General features: G+C 49.1%; 21 protein-coding genes and 1 riboswitch. Of the genes, 8 read left to right on the top strand and 13 right to left on the bottom strand.

Annotated elements, in window-relative coordinates; all coding sequences use genetic code 11:
- Positions 1 to 19 precede the first annotated feature (19 nt).
- The 7 genes from DHAF_RS01785 to DHAF_RS01815 all read left to right on the top strand — a co-directional run bounded on the left by DHAF_RS01785 (position 20) and on the right by DHAF_RS01815 (position 6,190).
- Positions 20 to 778, top strand: coding sequence for a class I SAM-dependent methyltransferase (locus DHAF_RS01785; protein ID WP_015942707.1), 759 nt, complete (start codon positions 20 to 22; stop codon positions 776 to 778).
- Positions 779 to 1,669: 891 nt separating this feature from the next.
- Positions 1,670 to 2,800, top strand: coding sequence for an iron ABC transporter substrate-binding protein (locus DHAF_RS01790; protein WP_242659922.1), 1,131 nt, complete (start codon positions 1,670 to 1,672; stop codon positions 2,798 to 2,800).
- Complete coding sequence (locus DHAF_RS01795; RefSeq protein WP_018307197.1) at positions 2,790 to 3,866, top strand: FecCD family ABC transporter permease; 1,077 nt, start codon at positions 2,790 to 2,792, stop codon at positions 3,864 to 3,866. Before DHAF_RS01790 ends, DHAF_RS01795 begins: the two co-directional genes overlap by 11 nt.
- A 2-nt stretch (positions 3,867 to 3,868) precedes the next feature.
- A complete protein-coding gene (locus DHAF_RS01800; RefSeq protein ID WP_015942710.1) occupies positions 3,869 to 4,648 on the top strand; it encodes an ABC transporter ATP-binding protein in 780 nt (259 codons plus the stop codon).
- Between the two features lie 57 nt (positions 4,649 to 4,705).
- Positions 4,706 to 5,230 (top strand): FmdE family protein, encoded by a 525-nt coding sequence (locus DHAF_RS01805; RefSeq protein ID WP_005810340.1) that lies wholly within the window; start codon positions 4,706 to 4,708, stop codon positions 5,228 to 5,230.
- A 272-nt stretch (positions 5,231 to 5,502) separates the two neighbouring features.
- Positions 5,503 to 5,811: a nucleotidyltransferase domain-containing protein gene (locus DHAF_RS01810; RefSeq protein WP_005810336.1), complete on the top strand. Its 309-nt coding sequence runs from the start codon at positions 5,503 to 5,505 to the stop codon at positions 5,809 to 5,811.
- Positions 5,792 to 6,190 (top strand): nucleotidyltransferase substrate binding protein, encoded by a 399-nt coding sequence (locus DHAF_RS01815; protein WP_005810333.1) that lies wholly within the window; start codon positions 5,792 to 5,794, stop codon positions 6,188 to 6,190. The genes DHAF_RS01810 and DHAF_RS01815 overlap by 20 nt, the downstream gene beginning before the upstream one ends.
- A gap of 129 nt (positions 6,191 to 6,319) precedes the next feature.
- Here DHAF_RS01815 and DHAF_RS01820 read toward each other — a convergent pair whose 3' ends face one another.
- The 4 genes from DHAF_RS01820 to carB form a co-directional block, all read right to left on the bottom strand.
- The gene (locus DHAF_RS01820) at positions 6,320 to 6,517 is read right to left on the bottom strand and encodes a YjfB family protein (protein WP_015942711.1); all 198 of its coding nucleotides are present in this window, start codon (positions 6,515 to 6,517) and stop codon (positions 6,320 to 6,322) included.
- Between the two features lie 101 nt (positions 6,518 to 6,618).
- Positions 6,619 to 7,131, bottom strand: a complete 513-nt coding sequence (nrdG, locus tag DHAF_RS01825) for an anaerobic ribonucleoside-triphosphate reductase activating protein (RefSeq protein WP_005810328.1) — start codon at positions 7,129 to 7,131, stop codon at positions 6,619 to 6,621.
- Entirely contained in the window at positions 7,131 to 9,500 is a 2,370-nt protein-coding gene (locus tag DHAF_RS01830; protein ID WP_015942712.1) for an anaerobic ribonucleoside triphosphate reductase, read from the bottom strand. Before DHAF_RS01830 ends, nrdG begins: the two co-directional genes overlap by 1 nt.
- A 148-nt stretch (positions 9,501 to 9,648) precedes the next feature.
- Positions 9,649 to 9,832: riboswitch (cobalamin riboswitch) on the bottom strand.
- A 213-nt stretch (positions 9,833 to 10,045) separates the two neighbouring features.
- Positions 10,046 to 13,273, bottom strand: coding sequence for a carbamoyl-phosphate synthase large subunit (gene carB, locus DHAF_RS01835; protein WP_015942713.1), 3,228 nt, complete (start codon positions 13,271 to 13,273; stop codon positions 10,046 to 10,048).
- Positions 13,274 to 13,548: 275 nt separating this feature from the next.
- Here carB and DHAF_RS01840 point away from each other — a divergent pair, with 275 nt between their 5' ends.
- Entirely contained in the window at positions 13,549 to 14,547 is a 999-nt protein-coding gene (locus DHAF_RS01840) for a type II TA system antitoxin MqsA family protein (protein WP_015942714.1), read from the top strand.
- Between the two features lie 47 nt (positions 14,548 to 14,594).
- Here DHAF_RS01840 and DHAF_RS01845 read toward each other — a convergent pair whose 3' ends face one another.
- From DHAF_RS01845 to DHAF_RS01885, 9 genes are all read right to left on the bottom strand, one after another.
- A complete protein-coding gene (locus tag DHAF_RS01845) occupies positions 14,595 to 15,314 on the bottom strand; it encodes a sulfite exporter TauE/SafE family protein (RefSeq protein ID WP_015942715.1) in 720 nt (239 codons plus the stop codon).
- A 232-nt stretch (positions 15,315 to 15,546) separates the two neighbouring features.
- Positions 15,547 to 16,203 carry a phosphate propanoyltransferase gene (locus DHAF_RS01850; protein WP_015942716.1) on the bottom strand — a complete coding sequence of 219 codons (657 nt, stop codon included), beginning with the start codon at positions 16,201 to 16,203 and terminating at the stop codon, positions 15,547 to 15,549.
- A 29-nt stretch (positions 16,204 to 16,232) separates the two neighbouring features.
- Complete coding sequence (locus DHAF_RS01855) at positions 16,233 to 17,720, bottom strand: aldehyde dehydrogenase family protein (protein WP_015942717.1); 1,488 nt, start codon at positions 17,718 to 17,720, stop codon at positions 16,233 to 16,235.
- Between the two features lie 19 nt (positions 17,721 to 17,739).
- Positions 17,740 to 18,030 (bottom strand): BMC domain-containing protein, encoded by a 291-nt coding sequence (locus DHAF_RS01860; protein WP_005810303.1) that lies wholly within the window; start codon positions 18,028 to 18,030, stop codon positions 17,740 to 17,742.
- Between the two features lie 28 nt (positions 18,031 to 18,058).
- On the bottom strand, positions 18,059 to 18,337 hold the full coding sequence (locus tag DHAF_RS01865) for a BMC domain-containing protein (RefSeq protein ID WP_005810301.1): 279 nt from the start codon (positions 18,335 to 18,337) through the stop codon (positions 18,059 to 18,061).
- A 57-nt stretch (positions 18,338 to 18,394) separates the two neighbouring features.
- Positions 18,395 to 19,012 carry a cupin domain-containing protein gene (locus tag DHAF_RS01870; RefSeq protein WP_015942718.1) on the bottom strand — a complete coding sequence of 206 codons (618 nt, stop codon included), beginning with the start codon at positions 19,010 to 19,012 and terminating at the stop codon, positions 18,395 to 18,397.
- A gap of 48 nt (positions 19,013 to 19,060) precedes the next feature.
- Entirely contained in the window at positions 19,061 to 19,606 is a 546-nt protein-coding gene (locus DHAF_RS01875) for a BMC domain-containing protein (protein WP_015942719.1), read from the bottom strand.
- Positions 19,588 to 20,943, bottom strand: coding sequence for a 4Fe-4S dicluster domain-containing protein (locus tag DHAF_RS01880; protein WP_015942720.1), 1,356 nt, complete (start codon positions 20,941 to 20,943; stop codon positions 19,588 to 19,590). Before DHAF_RS01880 ends, DHAF_RS01875 begins: the two co-directional genes overlap by 19 nt.
- Positions 20,936 to 21,226 carry a EutN/CcmL family microcompartment protein gene (locus DHAF_RS01885; protein ID WP_015942721.1) on the bottom strand — a complete coding sequence of 97 codons (291 nt, stop codon included), beginning with the start codon at positions 21,224 to 21,226 and terminating at the stop codon, positions 20,936 to 20,938. The genes DHAF_RS01880 and DHAF_RS01885 overlap by 8 nt, the downstream gene beginning before the upstream one ends.
- Positions 21,227 to 21,243 lie beyond the last annotated feature (17 nt).

Consider the following 21,243-nt stretch of genomic DNA (forward strand, 5'->3'; position numbering starts at 1 on the left):
AATTAATCAGAAAAGCGGTGTGAGCAAATTGGCTATCATCAATGATTACTGGAGCACCCAAGCGGAAGCCTTTACAGAAATCAGTGTCGATGAATTAACAAGTGAGAAGAACGCGCTCTGGAAAAGCATCCTGAAACCCTTTGTTCAGACTGATCGAAAACTGGAGATTTTGGATGTAGGGTGTGGCGCCGGTTTCTTTGAGATTTTTCTGAGCTGCCTGGGCCACCACGTCACTGCCGTAGATTTTAACGGTAAAATGCTGGCAGAGGCTCGTAAAAATATAGAGAAGCTGGGCAGACCGGAGCTGACCAAGCTGATGCAGATGGACGCGCAGAACCTGGCGTTCCAGGATTCTGTATTTGATATTGTGATCAGCAGAAATATGACTTGGGTATTAGAGAACCCGCAACGTGCTTATGGTGAATGGCTCCGTGTTCTTAAGCCCCACGGGAAGCTGATTAACTTCGACGCCAACTGGTTCCTGCATCTGCGTGACGACACAGCGAGACGTAACTTTGAGGAAGGGCAGGCCGCTGTGGTTGAACATGGTTTTGAGCTCAAAGAAAGTGATCATGGCGGGGAGCTGGACAATATCTTCAGGGAGCTGCCCCTTTCCGGCTGCTGGCGGCCGCAGTGGGATTTTATGACCCTCGCCAATATGGGCTGTGAAGAGATTGCTGTGAAGTTCAGCCTTCCCAAAGGATTGTATGATGAATATTATGAGCAATTATATAAGGCAATTCCGACATTCATGCTCTGTGCGGTGAAGACAGGCTGAGAAAATTATAAAAAATATCCCCCCAAGGGGCTTGCAGGATAAGGAAAGAATTGTTAAGCTAGGCTTAGATTCAGGAGTTGACGATGGATGGGAATTGTCACCCTATCATAGTATAACGAAGACCATGGAGGTCTGTTTACCCTAACTAGAGGGCGGACACTCCATGGTCTTTTGGCATTGCATTGGATTTTCATCAGGTTGTTAGGTTCTCAAATCCTGATATTGGATTTCCTTGGCAGGATTCAATATACCTTCTCTTCTTGCTCATTTTTTGGTCCCATTTGGGTCTGGGATCAATAAAATGGGTTTCTTTTCTAAACTGGCTTGTTTTAAAAAAATAGGCTTGAGTGTATAGATGGGAAGCTTGGTAATACAATCAATAGAATTAAAACCTATCGGGATATCACCCTGCCGGAAGAAGAAAAGCTTAAGGGCTATATTAAAGCACTGGCGGGGACGGCTCTATCTATGAAGCTATCGATAAGAATATTAAGGATATTGGAAAAATAATACCCCTGGGGGGCTTGTAGGATAAGAGAAGAATTGTTAATTTATAGATAGCTTTTTGAAAGTTCTCAGCGAGATTATTTCAGTGTAGGTAAATCTTCATAGTGTAACGAAGACCATGGAGGTCTTTTTCCCTAATATAGGGAGGATACTTCATGGTCTTTTTGTAATATTTAGTGAGAAATCCGATTCTTTTGGTGATTTCAGTTTGACTGATATTGATATTGGATTCCCTTGGCAGGGTTCAATATACCTTCTCTTCCTTGCTCATTATTGATCTTTTTGGGTCAGAGATTAATAAATGAGTTTTTTCTTAAACAATAAAGTTCAGCATAATGCTGTCTAAAACATATATAAGAATATTTAAAAAAGTAAAAAGAGGAGATGAATGTTTTGAAAAAATGGTTGCTATTTTTGATGATTCCGCTTCTTATTCTGACAGGATGCGCAAGTCAGGTATCTCAGAATCCCGGTCAGGAAGACGGCGGTAAAGAGAATAGTGCAGAGAAAAGTACACAGGTGATTGCCGATATGATGGGAAGAGAAGTGGAGGTGCCGACAAAGATAAACTCCATCATCTGTACCGGTGCCGGTGCTCTGCGGCTGATCGCTTATGCCCAGGCCACGGATCTCGTGATTGGCATTGAAGATACCGACAAGAGCGGAGTGATAGGGCGGCCTTATAACTATGTTTATCATGATCAGTTCAAAGACCTCCCCAGTATCGGCAAGGGCGGCGGCCGAGGCTATACCGCCTATGAAGAGCAGATAATCGCCCTGCAGCCGGATGTCATTTTCTGTAGTTATACCAGTGACGCTCTTGACCAGCTTGCCGCCAAGACAGGTATTCCTGTAGTATCTACCGCTATTCAGGGCAATTTATTTGAAGAAAATACCGTTGAATCCCTGAAATTAATAGGTGAAATATTGGGGAAAGAAGAACGCTGTGCTGAGGTGATTGCTTATCTGGGCCAATATGAGGCCGACCTCAATAACCGTACTAAGGATATTCCGGAGGCAGACAAACCGACGGTGTATGCCGGGGCTATATCCAATCAGGGGGGCCGGGGATTTGCCGGAACCTACGGTGGCTTGGGCCCCCTTAAAGCGATTAATGTCAGTGGTGTCATGGATGAGGTAGGAAAGAAAGAAGGCTTTGAAGTGGATTGGGAACAGATTCAGGTCTGGGATCCTGATGTTATCTTCCTTGACCCCGGCAATATAAGTCTGGTCAATGAAGAATATGCAAAGAAGCCCGATTATTTCAATTCTCTGCGCGCGGTGACAGAAGAAAATGTTTACTCGATCATCAGCTTTAATAATTATACGACCAATATTGAAACGGCAATTGCCGATGCCTACTATGCGGGTAAGGTACTGTTCCCCGAGAAGTTTGCCGACATTGATATGGAGGCTAAAGTGGATGAGATCTATAAAAAGTTCTTAGGAAAGGGGATCTATGCCGATATGAAGGAGGCTGGATTATCCTTTGGAAAGATTACACTTGGTCAATAAGGGGAGTAAGCTTCACTACCGGGAAGCTTACGGAAAGTATATGGCCAGAAAAAGGTTTGTCATCCTGGTACTGATTGCCCTGCTGCTTGGTGTGGCTTTGTTTTCGATTACAGCCGGCTCTGCCGGTCTGACTCTGGGAGAGGTCTTCAGGACATTCATGGGTACAGGCACGGCTCAGGCCCAGGCCATTGTTTGGAATGTACGCCTGCCCCGCATCCTTACCGCCATCGTGGTGGGGGGAGCCTTGGCTCTGGCAGGCTGTGTCATGCAAAGTGTGCTGCGCAATCCCCTGGCCTCGTCATCAACCTTAGGCATCTCTCATGGGGCTGCTTTCGGGGCTGCCATTGCTATCGTTTATTTTAGCGCGGGTTCTCAGCATAATGCTGCGGGAAGCGGAGCCATCAGTATTACCAACCCCTATCTGGTCACAGCATGCGCTTTTATGGGGGGGATGATTTCCGTATTCGTTATTTTAGTCTTGTCCCGGATCAAAACTGTTACCCCTGCCGCCATGGTCTTAGCCGGCGTCGCTCTTTCTTCTCTGTTTCGCGGGGGGGTTGCCTTGGTTCAATACTTTGCCGACGATGTGGCGTTGGCTTCGGCAGTCTATTGGACTTTTGGCGATCTTGGACGCACCAGCTGGCATGAAATTGGGCTGATCCTTATCATTCTTGGTCCGACTTTTGTCTATTTTATGTTTAACAGCTGGAGTTACAATGGGATACAAAGTGGATCGCAGACGGCACGGAGTTTGGGGATCCATGTGGATCAGCTGATTATAGTCAGTATGGTGCTGGCTGCCCTGCTGGCGGCCAGTGCGGTATCTTTCGTGGGCATTATTGATTTTGTGGGGTTGGTGGCACCCCATATGGTCAGAAAGTTTGTGGGCAGCGATTACCGGTTTTTACTGCCGGCTTCCATGCTGGCCGGGGCTTGCATCCTGCTGCTAAGTGATCTTTGTTCCCGAACCATCATAGCCCCCATCGTGCTGCCTATTGGTGCCATAACCTCATTTCTCGGTGCACCGCTGTTCATCTATCTCATTTACAAGGGGGCGAAAAAATAAATATGCTGAAAGTTCAGGAGCTAAGCTTTCAATATGGCTCCCGCCTTGTCCTGGAGGATATGCATTTCGAGGCTCCCTACGGACATTGTGTGGCCATTCTGGGCAATAACGGCGCAGGAAAAAGCACCTTGATCAAATGCCTCAATAGAATACTGTCCCCACGCTCTGGCCAGGTTCTTCTGGATGAACGGGATTTGTGCAGCATGTCCCGCACCAATGTGGCGAAAGAGATGGCTTATGTAGCCCAGCATAGTGAAACCGCACGGTTTACGGTTTATGATGCGGTGATGCTGGGACGCAAACCCTATATCAGGTTCAGTCCTACGGAAGCAGATTATGAGATCGTTCATGGCATGATCGAAAAGTTGGAATTAAGCCAGATGTCGTTGGCTTATATCGATGAGCTTTCCGGCGGGGAACTGCAAAAAGTCATGCTGGCCCGGGCTTTGACCCAACAGCCTAAAGTGCTGTTGCTGGATGAACCGACGAGCAATCTGGATTTGAAAAATCAGCATGATATGCTTGGCTTGGTAGGGAAAATTGCCAAGGAGGAAAACATCTGTGTCCTCATGGTCATTCATGATCTGAATCTTGCCCTGCGCTATTGCGACCGGTTTCTCTTTATTAAAGACGGAGGAATTTATGCCTATGGCGACGAAGAAATTATGAATGCCAAGGTTATCGGCGAAGTGTACGGCATACCGGTGGCTATAGAATATGCCCATGGGGCCAAAATAGTCGTGCCCTTCCCTGAACAAGGTGTTAAAGCGAATAAAGCATAATGTAAAGAGCATAATGCATCATCATAAAGCATCAATTAAGGAAAGGAATAGGTGATTATGGATAAGCAGTTGTGGGAAAAGGCGGTGGCCTTTCATGGTCATGAATGTCCGGGGTTAGCGATTGGTTTCAGAGCATGTGAAGCAGTTCAGGAAAAAATGGGCCTTAAGTTTTCTCAGGATGAGGAAGTCGTGTGTGTAACGGAAAATGATGCCTGCGGAGCAGACGCCGTGCAGGTGATTACGGGGTGCAGCTTTGGTAAAGGTAATCTGATCTATCGCGGCACCGGGAAAATGGCCTTCAGCTTCTTCAGCAGAAACACCGGAGAAAGTATGCGCATCGTTCTTAAGCCCTCTTCAAGTGAAATGGATCGTCAGGAACGTCAAAACTATATCCTGACTGCTCCTATGGATGATGTCTTTGAGTTTAAAAAGCCTGGTTTTACCTTGCCTAAGCAGGCCCGCCTCTTTAAGACGGTGATCTGTGAAGTCTGCGGAGAAGGCGCGCCTGAGCATAAAATGAGGCTCCAGGAGGGGAAAAAGGTGTGTCTCGATTGCTTTGAGGATTATTCAAGAGGATATTGATAGTCAAGCCTTGGGACAGAGTTCATTTGAAAATTGTAAATTGTTTTTTAGATAACCCCGTAGTTGTATTGGCTGCGGGGCTTCTTGTGCCCAACAATTTGTCCAAACAAAAGGTGGTTTTTCTTTGAATTTTTATGCTAAGAATTTACTTGCGAAAATGGTATAATGGGTTTGTCTGGAAAAGTGTACACTAGTATGAGCGTTTTGAACGTATCGAATCCTGAAGGATTGGGGAGGGGGGAGACCCTCCTTTAGGGGATTATGTGTAGGGGATGGTTAACGTGAACTTAGACAAAAGACTAGTGGAGAGTATCCAAAACATTGGGCAAAAATATGCAGTTGAAAGAATTATTCTCTTCGGCTCCCGTGCCAGAGGAGATAATAAAGGGCTTAGTGATATTGATTTGGTCATTTTTCCACTGCCTGAATTCGATAAACGAGGAAGCCTTCTTAGTGAGTTCGATGACCTAAGAACCCTTTTGAAATTAGATATCTTATTCCACGATAAACATATGGATTCACGTTTGCTGGAAAATATCAAGAAAGAAGGTGTTACCCTCTATGAGCGAACCCTACACTAAGTTAGATAATTTTGAGAAAGCATATGCGCGACTCAAAGAGGGAAGTAACCGGTATGACGGAAATGATGATTTAATGAGAGATGGATTAATACAGCGTTTTGAGTTTACTTTCGAGTTAGCATGGAAAACTTTGCAGGCCGTCTTTGAGGACGAAGGGTTAATCGGTCTAAATTCTCCAAAGAGAATCTTACGAGAGGCCTTCGCCACTGAAGTCATTGGGAATGAGGAGTTATGGCTTTCCATGCTGGACGATAGGAATGCTACTGTTCATATTTACAACGAAATGACTGCAGTAAGGATTTGTCAAGATATAAAGGGAAAATATGTCCCTGCTTTTGGTGAATTAGTAGAACGAATTCGAGAACGGTTAAGTGAGTAGTTCGTCCACGGTGATACTATGAAATAGAATAAGCATTCGTAAGTACGAAAAGGCCCCTTGCCAGGGAAAATGAGTTCACCGGCAAGGGGTCTTTTTAGCTTATAGATAAGTGGGGGTATAAGGATATCCCTATACTAATACGTCAAGTTTACTGCCAAGATGAGGATTAACAGATGACTCCATCTCACCGGACATCCCCGCTGTCATAGCCAAGAGAGAATTCGTCTGCTCCTGAGAAGCATTCATAACCATCTTCATGACCGATAGCGACGCCTGCTGTTTGAGCTGAACCTGATTGGAAACGACGGATAAAGCGGCTATATCCATGGGCAATCCCTCCTCTGGATCTACTATAGCACAGCCTGGCGGTTTAGCCAAACCTTTTTCAATGAGCACAAGGGTCTTTTTCTTTGCGTTTCTTTGTGAATTTAAACCGAGGCCAGAACAACCTTACCCTGTCTCAAACTTTCCTGCACATCGATAACCCGCTGGTTCTCCGAACCCCTAAAGGGTAAGAGAAGGTTCCTTTCAGCCAATTGGAAAGGCCCGTCCACCAGGAGGTCCGTCTGTTCCAGCAAGAGAGCCCAGGCGGGGTTCTGTTCACTTGAGGCAGTGAGTTCTTCATAGGTATATCCTGAGTAAGTCATGACATGGAAGCCTCTCTGCCGGGCGGACTGTGCCAGCAAGGCAAAGCCGGCCGCCTGGGCAAAGGGTTCCCCGCCGCTTAAGGTGATGCCGTCTAGAAGAGGGTTCATGGCTAAACGCTGAAGAATTTCCGCGATGGCAACACTTTTTCCTCCTTCGTAAGCATGAGTCTCAGGATTATGGCAGCCGGGACAGTGGTGGGGACAGCCCTGGGCGAACACCACCAGGCGTATGCCCGGGCCATCCACAATGGACTCCCCGATGATTCCTGCGATCCGGATGCAGGAGTCCATCATTAAAGCGTCCCTTTCTCACCGATGGAGGAGTCAAGGCAATTCAGGTGTTTAATCCGATCCCGGACTTCGGCTTTTTTGGCGTCGTTAAAGCGATCCAAGGTTCCCACCAGATAGCCGGTGATACGGCGGATGCGCTCAAAGGGAGCAGTGCTTTCTTCGCGGCCGCAGCGGGGGCATTCGTTGCCGATGATTCCTGTATATCCGCAGACGGGATCCCGATCCACAGGATGATTGACAGCACCGAAGCCGATGCCGGATTCTTTCATGCAACGGACAATTTTCTCAAAAGCCTCCAAGTTTTGAGTGGGATCGCCATCAACCTCCACATAAGTGATATGGCCGGCGTTGGTCAGCTCATGGTAGGGGGCTTCAATCGTGATTTTGTGAAAGGCGCTGATCGGGAAGCTGACGGGGATATGGAAGCTGTTGGTGTAGTATTCTTTGTCTGTGATACCGGGGATGCTGCCGAAAAGCTCCCGGTCCATTTTGATGAAGCGGCCGGAGAGGCCCTCGGCAGGAGTGGCCAAGAGAGAGAAATTCAGCCCGTATTCCCGTCCTGCTTCATCCATGCGCCGGCGCAGTTGCTGAACAATCTCCAGTCCCAGCTCCCGTGCCTCTTCCGATTCCCCGTGATGCTGCCCGGTTAAGACCATAAGGCATTCAGCCAGTCCGATAAAGCCCATGGAAAGGGTGCCGTGCTTCAGCACTTCGCGAATTTCATCATCCCAGCCCAGTTGGTCGGAATCCAGCCAGATTCCCTGTCCCATCAGGAAGGGGAAGTTCTTGACTTTTTTACGGGCTTGAATTTCAAAACGTTCCAGGAGCTGATTGATAACCAGGTCGATTTTCTCATCCAGCATGGCGAAGAATTCGGTGCGGCTTTGGTGGCTTTTGATGGCAAGACGGGGGAGGTTAATGGTGGTGAAGCTGAGATTTCCCCGTCCAAAGATGGTTTCCCGGGAAGGGTCGTAAATATTGCCGATCACCCTGGTGCGGCAGCCCATGTAGGCAATTTCCGTCTCAGGCCTGCCGGGGACATAGTATTGCAGGTTAAAGGGAGCATCAATAAAGGAGAAGTTGGGGAAAAGTCTTTTGGCACTGACCCGGCAAGCCAGCTGGAATAAATCGTAGTTAGGATCACTGGGATTATAATTAACCCCTTCTTTCACTTTGAAGATATGGATAGGGAAGATGGGGGTTTCGCCGTTGCCCAGACCTGCTTCGGTGGCCAGGAGCAGGTTTTTGACCACCATACGGCCTTCCGGGGTGGTGTCCGTGCCGTAATTGAGGGAGCTGAAGGGAATTTGGGCTCCGGCACGGCTGTGCATGGTATTGAGGTTATGGACCAAAGCTTCCATAGCCTGATAGGTTTTTTTATCCGTCTCGGCAAGAGCTTTTTTGACGGCAAACTCCTGAGCTTTGCGGATGGTAGGCATGTCCAGCTTAAGATTAGGCAGGGTTTGAAGCAGTGCGGCTTCCTGCTCAAAATAATCCGGGTCAGAGGAAAGGGTAGGTGTATGCCCTTGGTTGGCAAGGGCTGAGAATACATCCTTGAGATGGGCTTCCAGCTCTTCCTGATCCACATCCTGATGGATTAAAAGCTCGCAGGCTTTAAGCAGGTTCTGTCTATAAAGCTTAATATAGGTTTTGGCTACTCCCGGCGCCATACCGTAATCAAAATTAGGAATGCTTTGGCCGCCGTGTTGATCGTTTTGGTTGGACTGAATAGCGATACAAGCCAAAGCACTGTAGCTCTGGATATCATTGGGTTCTCTTAAGAAGCCGTGGCCGGTCCCAAAGCCTTCTTTGAAAAGTTTAATAATATCGATCTGGCAGCAGGTAGTGGTGAGGGTGAGAAAATCCATATCATGGATGTGAATATCTCCTTCTTTGTGGGCTTTGGAGTGTTCGGGCTTTAAGACAAACATCTCATTAAACTGTTTAGCTCCTTCGGAGCCGTAGCGCAGCATGGTGCCCATGGCGGTATCTCCGTCAATGTTGGCATTTTCCCGCTTCATATCATTATCTTTGGCTTCTTTAAAAGTCAGCTCCTCATAGACCTTCATAAGCCGGGTATCCATTTCCCGGACACGGGTCCGTTCCGCCCGATAGAGAATGAATTCCTTGGCTGTGCGGGCGTGGCCTCTTTCGATCAGGATCTTTTCCACAGCATCCTGAATTTCTTCCACAGAGGGGACTTTTTTATGTAGGTTAACCTCAAGGTAGTTGACCACTTCTTCCGCAAGAAGGAGAGAGGATTGATAGTCCTTGCCTCCTGTGGCACTGGCTGCCTTAAAGATAGCGTTGGCTATTTTTTCAATGTTAAAAGGAGCTTCCCGTCCGTCGCGCTTGCGAATCTTAGTAATCAAATACAATCTACCTCTTTTCTCAATCTGATCTCTTATCATCGTTCAGGGACTCATGATGACATCCGAAACAAAAACTTCCCGACAGAGATGCCGAGAAGCTAAAAACAACATGCCGTTAGCAGCCCAACATACTCTATCCTCCGTAGAGTTGGTGGTATACACATAGGCAGGTCTTCTGACTTAGGATCATCTATACTTCTTACCTTCCCGAAACCCTTTCAGTGGTAATGCCAAGAAGTATATTTCCCTTACAGCGGCGGGACCGTGCCGGCCTCTAACCGGCTTCCCTTTTCAACTGTGGTTGTACAGTCACCTATGAGATTCCTTATTAATGAACCAGTCTCATTATACATCAAAATCTCGTTGAACACCATATATAGATGAAAGTTTATAAAAAAACACTATATATAGGGGTGTGCAACCGAAAACCAGTTGAGCTAAGACTGATAAAATCATATCTTAAAAGCAAGGGGACTGTCAACGATCTAAATCACATTATCTAATTACATGAGCCAAATTATATGATCTGAATTATATTACCGAAATTACATTATCTCACCATGATATTCCTGCAGGGATTTAACCACGGTTTTATTGGCTGCCGCCTCCTGAGATGCGGCAATTCCTTTGGCGCTGGCTAAGGCGGCCGGGGTGGTGGTGATATAAGGGATCTTATACTTAATGGCGGTCTTGCGGATGTAGGAATCATCTTTGAGGCTGCGTTTGCCGATGGGGGTGTTAATGACCAATTGGATCTCGCCGTTCATAATACCATCAGTGATATTGGGACGGCCTTCCTCAATTTTATGGATGAATTCGGCGTCAATGCTATGATCCTGAAGGAATTTCCGGGTCCCCTGAGTGGCTTTGATCTTAAAGCCCAGCTTGAGGAATTCCTGGGCGATTTCGATGACCCCTGAAGAGCGGTCCTGTTCGGCAATGCTCATAAGGACGGTTCCGCTGAAGGGCAGGGAGGAGTGGGTTGCTTCCTGAGCCTTGAAATAGGCCAGGCCGAAGGAATTGGCCATGCCCAAAACCTCTCCGGTGGAACGCATTTCCGGGCCGAGGACGGGATCTACTTCAGGGAATTTGTCAAAGGGGAAGACCGCTTCTTTGACGCCGTAATGGGAGATCTGAGCAGGCTTGAAGTTGGTTGCGATATCGTTCTTTTGCCCGGTATAATCAGCCAGTATCAACTCCGTGGCCAGCCTGGCCATGGGGGTGTTGCAGATTTTGGAGACCAGGGGTACGGTGCGGGAAGCTCTGGGATTGGCCTCTAAGACGTAGACCTTATCCTCGGCGATGGCGTACTGGATATTCATAAGCCCTACCACATGGAGTTCCTGGGCAATCCGCTGGGTATAATCGATAATGGTGCGCAAATGGCGGTCGGCAATGGTCAGGGGAGGAATGACGCAGGCACTGTCTCCGGAATGGATCCCCGCCAGCTCGATGTGCTCCATAACGGCAGGGACGAAGGCATGAGTACCGTCTGAGACGGCATCGGCTTCTGCTTCGATGGCATTCTCCAGGAATTTATCGATAAGAATGGGGCGTTCCGGGGTGATGTCCACGGCGGCGGCCACATATTCCCGCAGCTGTTCTTCATCAAAGACAATTTCCATGCCCCGGCCTCCCAGGACATAGGAGGGACGAACCATGACGGGATAACCGATCATCTCCGCCGCTGCCAAAGCTTCCTCCAGAGTGCTGGCCATACCTGCCTGGGGCATGGGGATAGCCAGTTTCTCCATCATTTTGCGGAACTGATCCCGATCCTCAGCCTGGTCGATGACTTCCGGTACGGTACCGAGAATTCTTACTCCCGCCTCCTGGAGCTGGGCGGCGATATTCAGGGGTGTCTGGCCTCCGAATTGGACGATGGCGCCGATGGGGCGTTCTTTTTCATAGATGCTTAAGACATCCTCCACAGTCAGGGGCTCGAAATATAGCTTATCCGAGGTGTCATAATCGGTGGATACGGTCTCGGGGTTGCAGTTGATCATGATGGTTTCATAGCCCAGGTTTTTTAAGGCAAAAGCGGCGTGAACGCAGCAGTAGTCAAATTCGATGCCCTGGCCGATGCGGTTGGGGCCGCCGCCCAGGATGAGGACCTTTTCCCTCTGGCTGGTGGTGACCTTGTCCGGGGCATTATAGGTGGAGTAATAATAGGAGGCGTTGTTTACCCCGCTTACAGGTACGGCATCCCAGGCCTGGGTCAACCCCAGCCCCAGGCGCTGCCGGCGGACTTGCGTCTCAGAAATACCTAAGAGCTGGGCCAGATAGCGGTCGGCAAAACCATCCTTTTTGGCTTGGATCAGGAGCTCGGCGGGGAGCTCCCGGCCTTGATACTCCAGGATCTTTTCTTCCAGGTCCACCAATTCCTTCATTTGTTCAATGAACCAGGTCTTGACATAGGTGATGGCGGCAAGCTCCGCCGGATCAGCCCCTTGGCGGAGGGCTTCGTACATCATAAAATGCCGTTCACTGGTAGGGGTTTTCAGCAGCTCCAGAAGCTCGGGGAGGGTCTTGGTGTTGAAATCTTTGGCAAAGCCTAAGCCGTAACGGCCTATTTCCAAACTGCGAATGGCTTTTTGGAAGGCTTCTTTATAGTTTTTGCCGATGCTCATGACTTCACCCACGGCCCGCATCTGGGTGCCCAGTTTGTCTTCCACACCCTTGAACTTTTCAAAGGCCCAGCGGGCGAACTTGATCACTACATAGTCACCCCAGGGAGTATATTTATCCAGGGTTCCCTCCCGCCAGTAGGGGATTTCATCCAGGGTCAGGCCGGCGGCCAGCAGGGAAGAGATCAGGGCAATGGGGAACCCGGTGGCTTTGGAAGCCAGGGCGGAGGAGCGGGAGGTACGGGGGTTGATCTCGATGATCACCACCCGGTCGGTTTTGGGATCATGGGCGAATTGGACATTGGTCCCACCGATGACTTCGATGGCTTCCACGATAGAGTAGGCGTATTTCTGAAGCCTTTCCTGAAGCTCCTGAGAGATGGTCAGCATGGGGGCGCTGCAGAAGGAATCCCCGGTATGGACGCCGATAGCGTCGATGTTTTCGATGAAGCAGACGGTGATCATTTGGTTTTTGGAGTCCCGGACCACTTCCAGCTCCAGCTCTTCCCAGCCCAGGACGGATTCTTCCACCAGAACCTGTCCGATCATGCTGGCGGAGATGCCCCGGTTCACGATGGTTTTTAATTCTTCCACATTGTAGACCAGGCCGCCCCCGGTGCCGCCCAGGGTGTAAGCAGGACGAATCACCACGGGATAGCCCAGCTCCTGAGCGATTTTCTCGGCTTCTTCCACAGTGTAAGCAGGGCTGCTTTTGGGCATATCGATACCCAGGCGTTCCATGGTCTCCTTGAAGGCGATGCGGTCTTCCCCCCGCTCGATGGCATCCAGCTGTACCCCGATGACTTTCACGCCATAGTGATCGAGAATTCCCGCTTTGGCCAGTTCGGAACTCAGATTTAGCCCGGATTGTCCTCCTAAATTGGGCAGAAGGGCATCGGGGCGCTCTTTCTCGATGATCTCGGTGATTCTCTGGACATTGAGAGGCTCGATGTAGGTAGCATCAGCCGTACCGGCATCCGTCATAATCGTGGCGGGATTGGAGTTCACCAACACCACTTCATAACCTAAGTTTTTGAGGGCTTTGCAAGCCTGGGTTCCTGAATAGTCAAATTCGGCAGCCTGCCCGATGACGATGGGGCCGGAACCGATGATCATTATCTTCTTAATATCTTCTCTCTTAGGCATCTTGATCAACCACTCCTTACTTTCTATTGAAGGGAATACGTGCAGAAAAACCTTATATAATTATACATTATTATGCATAAATATAATATCTGTAGACTGAAAAATACAGTGTTTTTTTAAAGAATTGATAGCCTAGAGAGAAGCAACTTGGTAAGAGAAATTCCTCCATATTTTTGCTACTATTTAATAGCAAATGGTGTTATAATAAAAAAGGGTGATAAAAATTGCTGGACCAAAGACACTTCCCTTCGCCTTGGATAAGGAGGAATAGCATCGTGAAAAAATACTGTGATATTTGCCAATGTGAGCAAGAAACACAAGTTGACAATAAGAGGGAGACTTTTTCTGTTCGTGGGGAAGAAATAGAGACCGTTTCCGATATTCGCATTTGTTCAATCTGCAGAAATGAGCTTTTCGATGAAGAGCTGGATACCAAGAATCTGGAGAGGGTTTATCAAGCCTATCGCAACAAACACAATTTGCTTTCACCTTTCGAAATAAAGCAAATCCGTGAATCCATTGGCTCGGGAAGAACTGTCGCTTCACTACTGGGATGGAGCCAGGCTACCTTTGTGCGTTATGAGGGAGGAGCCATACCGAGTGCATCTCATCATGAGCAATTATTGCGTTTGAAAAATGATCCCACTTATCTCAACTATCTTTATGACAGTAATAAAAACAAACTGACCGATAGAGAAAAGAGAAAAATCTTAGCCCAAATCGATAAGACAGATCCAGCGGCGGAGCAAGATCCGGTTGATTTTTTGAATAAACGTTTCGCTCCATTTTATAACAAGGGGATTACAAATATTGAATTTGATTTTGAAAAACTTGCTGCTCTGGTTCAGATATTTGCTGTAACGAATAGGGAATTAGTGAAGACGAAGTTGCAAAAGCTTCTTTATTATGCTGATAACCTTCATTTTAAGCGTTATGGATATCCCATAACGGGGCTGGTCTATATTCACCATCATTTTGGCCCGGTTCCTGTAAATCATGATTTAATCCATTGGGTACTTGAAAGTGTAGGAGTCATTGAAACAAAGCCCTATGACGGACTATACGAGGGTGAGATATTGATGCCAACAGAAAGGGGAAATCAAGACCTGTTTTCTAATGAGGAGCTGGAAGTAATTTTTGCCATAGCTGAATATTTCAAGGATTTTTCGGCAACGAAGATATCGGATTTTTCTCATAAGGAAAAAGGGTATATAGAAACGGCTCAAAGAGAGATCATACCCTATCGTTATGCAAATGATTTAAAGTTGAGTTAACCTCCGTTTTCTTCAGACAGGATGACGGTGTCCTCAGTCAAACGTTTTTAGACAATAATCGTGGTTATAAATAAGTAGATGCTGGTAAAAAACAATAAAAGATAGATAAGCTGCTGCATCCGCTGTTGATTGAGCCGGACAAAGACAAATTGTCCAAGCACAATTCCCAGCACCAGAAAAGGAAGAGAAATCAGGGTGGACTTCCAGACTATGGCGGAATTGCCGTAAAGAAAGGTTTGCATGAGAATGCTGAGCAAATTGATGAAGACAAAGTAGGCGACGGTTGTACTGCGTATGGTGGCCTTATCAAGATCGGTTCCCGCATAATAGATCATCAGGGGGGGACCGGGCATACCGATGCTGGTGGTGAGAAATCCGGAACAGACCCCCATCAGGAATTCTTTGGTGTTGCTTTCTTTAAAGCAAATTTTAGCAGCCAATAAACAGGTCGATATCAGCAGCAATACACTGATCAAGAGTTTCAAGGGACGTACATCCAGAAAAATAAAGATAAGGATTCCCGGCAGCGTTCCCAGTAAGCTGCCCATGATTAATCTCTTTAAAGTGGCTGCTTTAACAGTATGGCGGATTTTATAGATCATCATCAGGGAGATGATGAAGGCAAGTAGAATATTCAGTTGGATGGCGTCACGGGGGTCAAGCAAGAGAAGCAGGAAAGGAATGGACATGATGGCAAATCCGAATCCGGTGGCGGCCTGCATGGTTGAAGCGATGAGTACGATTAATATAAGGGCATAGGTGTTCATGGTCGATCCTCCCTGGTAGCCTGCATTAAGGACTGTATTCTGCACTCATCCGGCTTGGAAGCATAGGCTGTATATCAGAAGTATAGCTTATGCCGGTGCGGGACGGTATGCAAAAAGGGGGCGTGTGGAAAGCTTGGTTCCGACACGCCCCTCCTTTATGCGGCGAAGTTAAGACTTCAGTAGTTAAGATTTCATAGAAAATTAGCCCTGAAATTAGCCCTAAGCAGCCGGCCTATGGAAGCAGATGATTCACTAAAAGCAGCTCCACATAGTCCTGATTGCGCAGGGCTGCAGCATTGGCCTCATCAATATCGATATGCATCTCCAGGGTAAAGTTATGGCTGACGCGAATCAGGGTTTCCCTGAAGACTAATCCCCGGGGGCCAGGTGCAGTGACGCTGACCCGGTCCCTGTCTTTGACTCCGAAACGTGCAGCATCGGTGCTATGCATATGGATATGCCTGGCGGCGGCGATCACCCCTTCCGGTAAGGTGAGGGAGCCTGAAGGGCCAACCAGAGTGATCCCGGCTGAGTTGGCCAGATCGCCGGAATCCCGGACGGGTGGGGTGATACCGAGCTTGATCCCATCAGAAACCGAGAGCTCCACCTGAGTCTGAGGGCGGACCGGTCCTAAAATACGCACGTTTTCAATAACTCCTTTGGGTCCCACCAGGGTTACCCTTTCTTCACAGGCATATTGCCCGGGCTGGGAGAGGTCTTTTTTTATTTTAAACGAATAGTTGGGGCCGAAGAGGGTTTGGGCGTCTTCCTGGGACAAATGGACATGGCGGTTGGATATGGCCACGGGAATCTGATTTATCTTAGGGAGGGGGCGGATTTGTTCCATGACGGCTTCAGTAATCATGGCAATAAGCTGATTATGCTCCATGTATCTCACCTGCACTTGCTTGATGATGACTAACCGATCTTCAGTTGCTGAAGAACCTGTTTAACCACATCGTCGATATCGTCTGATTTGATGTCCCAGGAAGTTGCCTTGGTCGGCGGCAGAAGTGGGGAAACATTGCCTTGGGTAGCCGGCACCTTATGGAAAGCCACTTTTTTAAGACCATAGGTCAGATGTTTAATATTGATCAAATGCTGAGGTCCTAAGTTCTCCGAGATGCTGCTGCCGCCCCATGTGCCGCAACCAAGGGTTAAAGAGGGCATGATGCCGGTGGTTTGGCCGATGCCGCCAAGGGCTGAAGGTGTATTGACGATAATCCGGAAAACCGGTTTAGCCAAAAATTCCCGAATCACCTGCTCGTTTTGGGAATGGATCGCACAAGAATGGCCGATTCCCCCCAACTTTAAAAGCTCAATGCTGAGATGACAGGCTTCTTTCCAATCCTGAACCACATAGAAGCCTAATACAGTGGTAAGTTTCTCGTGGGAGAGGGGATAATCCTTGCCGTAACCCTCCATGGGGGCAATGAGCAGGGCTGTATCGGCAGGAATGCTGATCCCTGCCCGTTGGGCGATGACGGCAGGGGATTGTCCGACTAAGGCGTTATTCATACTGCCGTTGGCATGGATGACCACCCGGCCCACCTTTTGAACTTCTTCCGGAGAGAGGAAGTAAGCGCCCTGGTTTTGCAGCTCTTTGATCACCTCATCTTTAATCGGCTGGTCGGCAAGAATCGCTTGCTCTGAAGCGCAGATCATGCCATTATCAAAGGTTTTGCTGACCATAATATCATTGACGGCCTGCTTGATATCCGCCGAGCGCTCGATAAAGACGGGAACATTGCCCGATCCCACCCCAAAGGCCGGCTTGCCGGCACTGTAGGCCGATTTAACCAGTCCCGGTCCCCCGGTGGCGATAATCGCGGCGACGTCGGGATGATGCATAAGCTCATGGCTGGCCTGCAGGGAGGTCATGCTGAGGCAGGAGCAGACCCCGTCGGGAGCCCCGGCTTTGACGGCAGCCTCATTGATCAGACTGGCAGTGGCACACCCACATTGAACAGCAAAGGGATGGGGGGAAAAGACGATGGCATTGGCTCCCTTGATGGCGCAAAGAGCATTGTGAATGATGGTCGAGGTGGGATTGGTACGGGGAGTAATTCCTACCAGTACACCCATGGGGGCGGCATAGCGGATGACTTTCCGGTCGGGGTCTTCACTGATGGTACCGATGGTTTTGATATGTTTTGTGGATTCATAGACATCCCGCGCAGCAAAAAGGTTTTTGGCGATTTTATGCTCAACGATCCCGTATTCAGTCTCCTGGCAAGCCATCCGTGCCAATCCTTCGGCATTCTCTTCAACAGCGGCAACGATGGACGCCAGGATCTTATCAATCTGCTGCTCATTAAAATGAGCTAAGTGGAGTTGGGCTTCCTTGGCCTTTTGGACAAGATTACGGGATTCTTGAATAGAAGCTAAGTCCGTATCTAATACCACGAGGAATCATCCTTTCCAATTACGCCTTCCCTGAATCATCATGGGGAAGAATCATTTCAACTTCTGTATGGGGTCTGGGAATGACATGAACGGATTTCAATTCACCTACCCGCTGGGCAGCGGCAGCACCGGCATCTGTAGCGGCTTTGACCGCTCCGACATCCCCACGGACCATGACGGTGACGAGACCGCCTCCGACGAGAACTTTACCAATTAAATGAACATTGGCTGCTTTGACCATGGCGTCGGCGGCCTCGATGGCGCCAACCAAACCTTTTGTTTCAACCATTCCTAAGGCATCTTGTTGCATTGCGTTCCCTCCTAAGGTTTAACTTCAATTACTTGGCTTTCGGCAGGATCATTTCCACCTCGCCATGAGGTCTGGGAATAACATGGACGGAGATCAACTCGCCCACCCGCTGGGCGGCAGCGGCACCGGCATCTGTAGCGGCTTTGACTGCACCGACATCGCCGCGGACCATGACGGCAACGAGACCGCCGCCGACCAGCACATTGCCGATTAAGTGAACATTGGCGGCTTTGACCATGGCATCTGCTGCCTCAATGGCACCAATGAGACCTTTGGTTTCGATCATTCCTAAAGCTTCCTGTTGCATAGTAAAATCCTCCTTTTTAAATTGGCTGCTACTCTGTGGGTATTACAGAGTACTGGGTCAGCAGACATAAAACAGCTTGACTTTGTCTGCAGCAGTCAAGATTATCTTGGCCTGGGCGGGAATATAGAGTGTATCGCCGGCTTGGGCCGTATAGCAGCGGTTATCAATACAACATTCCAAAGTGCCTTCGATGATGTAATTCAGCTCATCCCTGGCCGGAGTCAAACTATAACTGGTTTTGTCAAGAGCCATGATCCCTGCCGAATAGAGGGGGCACTCTTTTTTGTTGAATAGTTCTTTAATCTTGATCTGGTCCCTGGGGTTGCCGGTAGCAAAATCCTCTAGAATAAGGCTGTTCCCCTTTACAATTCTTAAACCACCGGGATCGGCTTCTTTTTGAGGCTGTGCAGGTGAGCCGGACCGATTGAGGCAAACCATGACCTCCTCAATAATGCGGGATACCAAGGCCGGATCGAGAGGGGAGGCCGGGGAGAAGGCCGGAGACGGAGCAACAGTTGGCGGCAGAGAAACAGGGTGGGCTGTGATTTGAACGCCCAGCTCCTTGGCAGCATCCCGGGCAGCCGGGGTGATCAGGTCTGCCTCAGAGATCGTGAGGATTTTTTCAGGGGTTTCCGATGCTTTTTTAATGTCAGCTGCGGTAATTAAGGCTTTCAAGCGTCACTTCACCTCCTTTGTGACGGACCTTCTGCCGGGTCGGAATTCTCAACAAAGACATCGTTTCAAATGGTCATGAGGGGAAGGGATCACGACCTTATCCACAAGCATTCCTCTTTCCGAAGCCAGCATAACCCCTGCGGCAACGGAGGATTCCACCGAGGCCACGTCCCCGGTGAGGGTAACAAAGGATTTTCCGCCGATGCCCATTCCGATCCGTATTTCCACCAGGTCCACCTGACCGGTTTTGGCAGCAGTATCGGCGGCCACTATGAGTGAGGCAATGGAAAAGGTTTCAATAATACCCAGGGCCTTGATCAGGGTAAGGGGCGTGGCGGCTGAGATAGCGGTGAGAACCTGCGGATGAACGTTGGGGAGAATAAAATCATCAAGGACCGAGTGGGCGGCCATAGTTTTTCCGGCAGTTACCGAGCTTTGCACAGCGGCTACATCACCGCAAATCAGAACGATATATTTTCCCGGACAAACCGGCTTGGCCTCCAGGAGATCGACTTGGGCCGCTTTCAGCATAGCATCGGCGGCTTCGATGCCTCTGGCAATACTGTTGACTTCCACTAAACCGATGGATTCCATGGCTGTGTTTCACTTCCTTTCCGTGCAGAGATAAGGATACTATCCGTGATTTCCTGGACGACGCCGTCGATGCTGGCATGGAGATAAGACCCCAGACCCTTGGCAGGGGGTGAAGCTATGGGGTCTCCTTTTTTTACCTTTTGTCCTGCTTTAACGGTAGGCACACTGGGGGCACCCACATGCTGGCATAATTTTATGGCCACACGGTCAATGGGATAGTCCCTTTCCTGTAAAGGTGCATTCCGGTCATAGTCCTGGAGAGCCAGCCGGCTGATCAGGCGCTTTACAGGTATTTTGCGATGGGGCTGGAGGGGATCAACGGCTTGGTCTGCCGGGGAGGGGGAAGGTTTTATCCCTAACCTGGTCAGCTCTTTTTTGAGCAGGGCATTGACGGCCCGGGGGGAGAGCCCCATGATGCAGGCGTATTGCTCGCAAACCCCGCATTCGGAGCAGGCAAAAGCCATCTTCATCGTCTCCTCCTGCCCTTGGCCATAGTTAACCATCCGCATGATTTTATGGGGTTCAAGCTGATGCCCCAGCAAATAGCGGGGACATAAATCTGTACAAAAACGGCACTGAACACAACTGACCCGGGATTGGCGCAGAACTTTGTCGGCAGGCAGGGTTTTCAGCCTCAGCAAAGGATGTTCCCGGGGCAGGACAATTAATCCCTTGGTAGTTTTGGTGATGGGCTGATGGAGATCCGCGACGATTTTTCCCATCATGGGACCGCCTTCAATGACCTGCATGCCCCCTGAATCATGGTAACCGGCCATAGCCAGGGCTTCGCTTATGGCGGTGCCAATGGGCAATCTTAAGGTCAACGGCTGATTGACCTCGCCGGTGATGGTGAGGTAGGTATCAGTCACCGGTTGATCGGCAACAGCATCAACAGTATTGAGCAGGGTCTCCACATTATGGACGACACAGTCCACTTTAAGAGGAATACTGCCCTGGGGTACGAGACGTCCTGTGGATTCATAGACAGTAACATGCTCGTCACCGGCCGGATAAAAATCATCCAGGATGTGGATGCGGATGGGCTTGCCGCTGATTTCTTTTTCCAGGGCACTGATGGCATCGTGATACTTGTGCTTAAGGGAGATGATCCCCTCCTTGGCCCCGGTGACGGACATCACCAGTTCCAAACCCATGACCACTTTCGAGGCTTGCCCCGCCATCAGCTGCTGGTCAACCCGGAGCAGGGGTTCACACTCAGCCCCATTGACAAGAACGGTCCGGGCTTTTGAATTGACCTTGACATGGGTCGGAAAGCCTGCACCCCCAGCGCCAACCACACCGGCTTTTTTAATTTTTTCGATCAATTCTTCACGCATGCTTGGACACCTCGGCCAGTTTATCTTTCTCCTCATCGATGATCCCGACTATGGTCGAGTCGATGGGGGAGTCGTTAAAGTTATCCATATTTCGTGCTGAGCTGCCTTCAGTAACCAGGACTTTCTCGCCGATGCCTGCGCCGATAATGTCGGCGGCAACAATGATGGGACCTAATTCACCATGGGGCCGGTCAAGGAGCTGCACGATCATCAGCTTGGTTCCGATCAGAGAATCCGCTTTGCGTGTAGCCCAGATACTGTTGAGGACTCTTCCAATTCGCATAAGTTCACCCCTTTACT

Source organism: Desulfitobacterium hafniense DCB-2 (genome assembly GCF_000021925.1).
Lineage (GTDB): Bacteria > Bacillota > Desulfitobacteriia > Desulfitobacteriales > Desulfitobacteriaceae > Desulfitobacterium > Desulfitobacterium hafniense.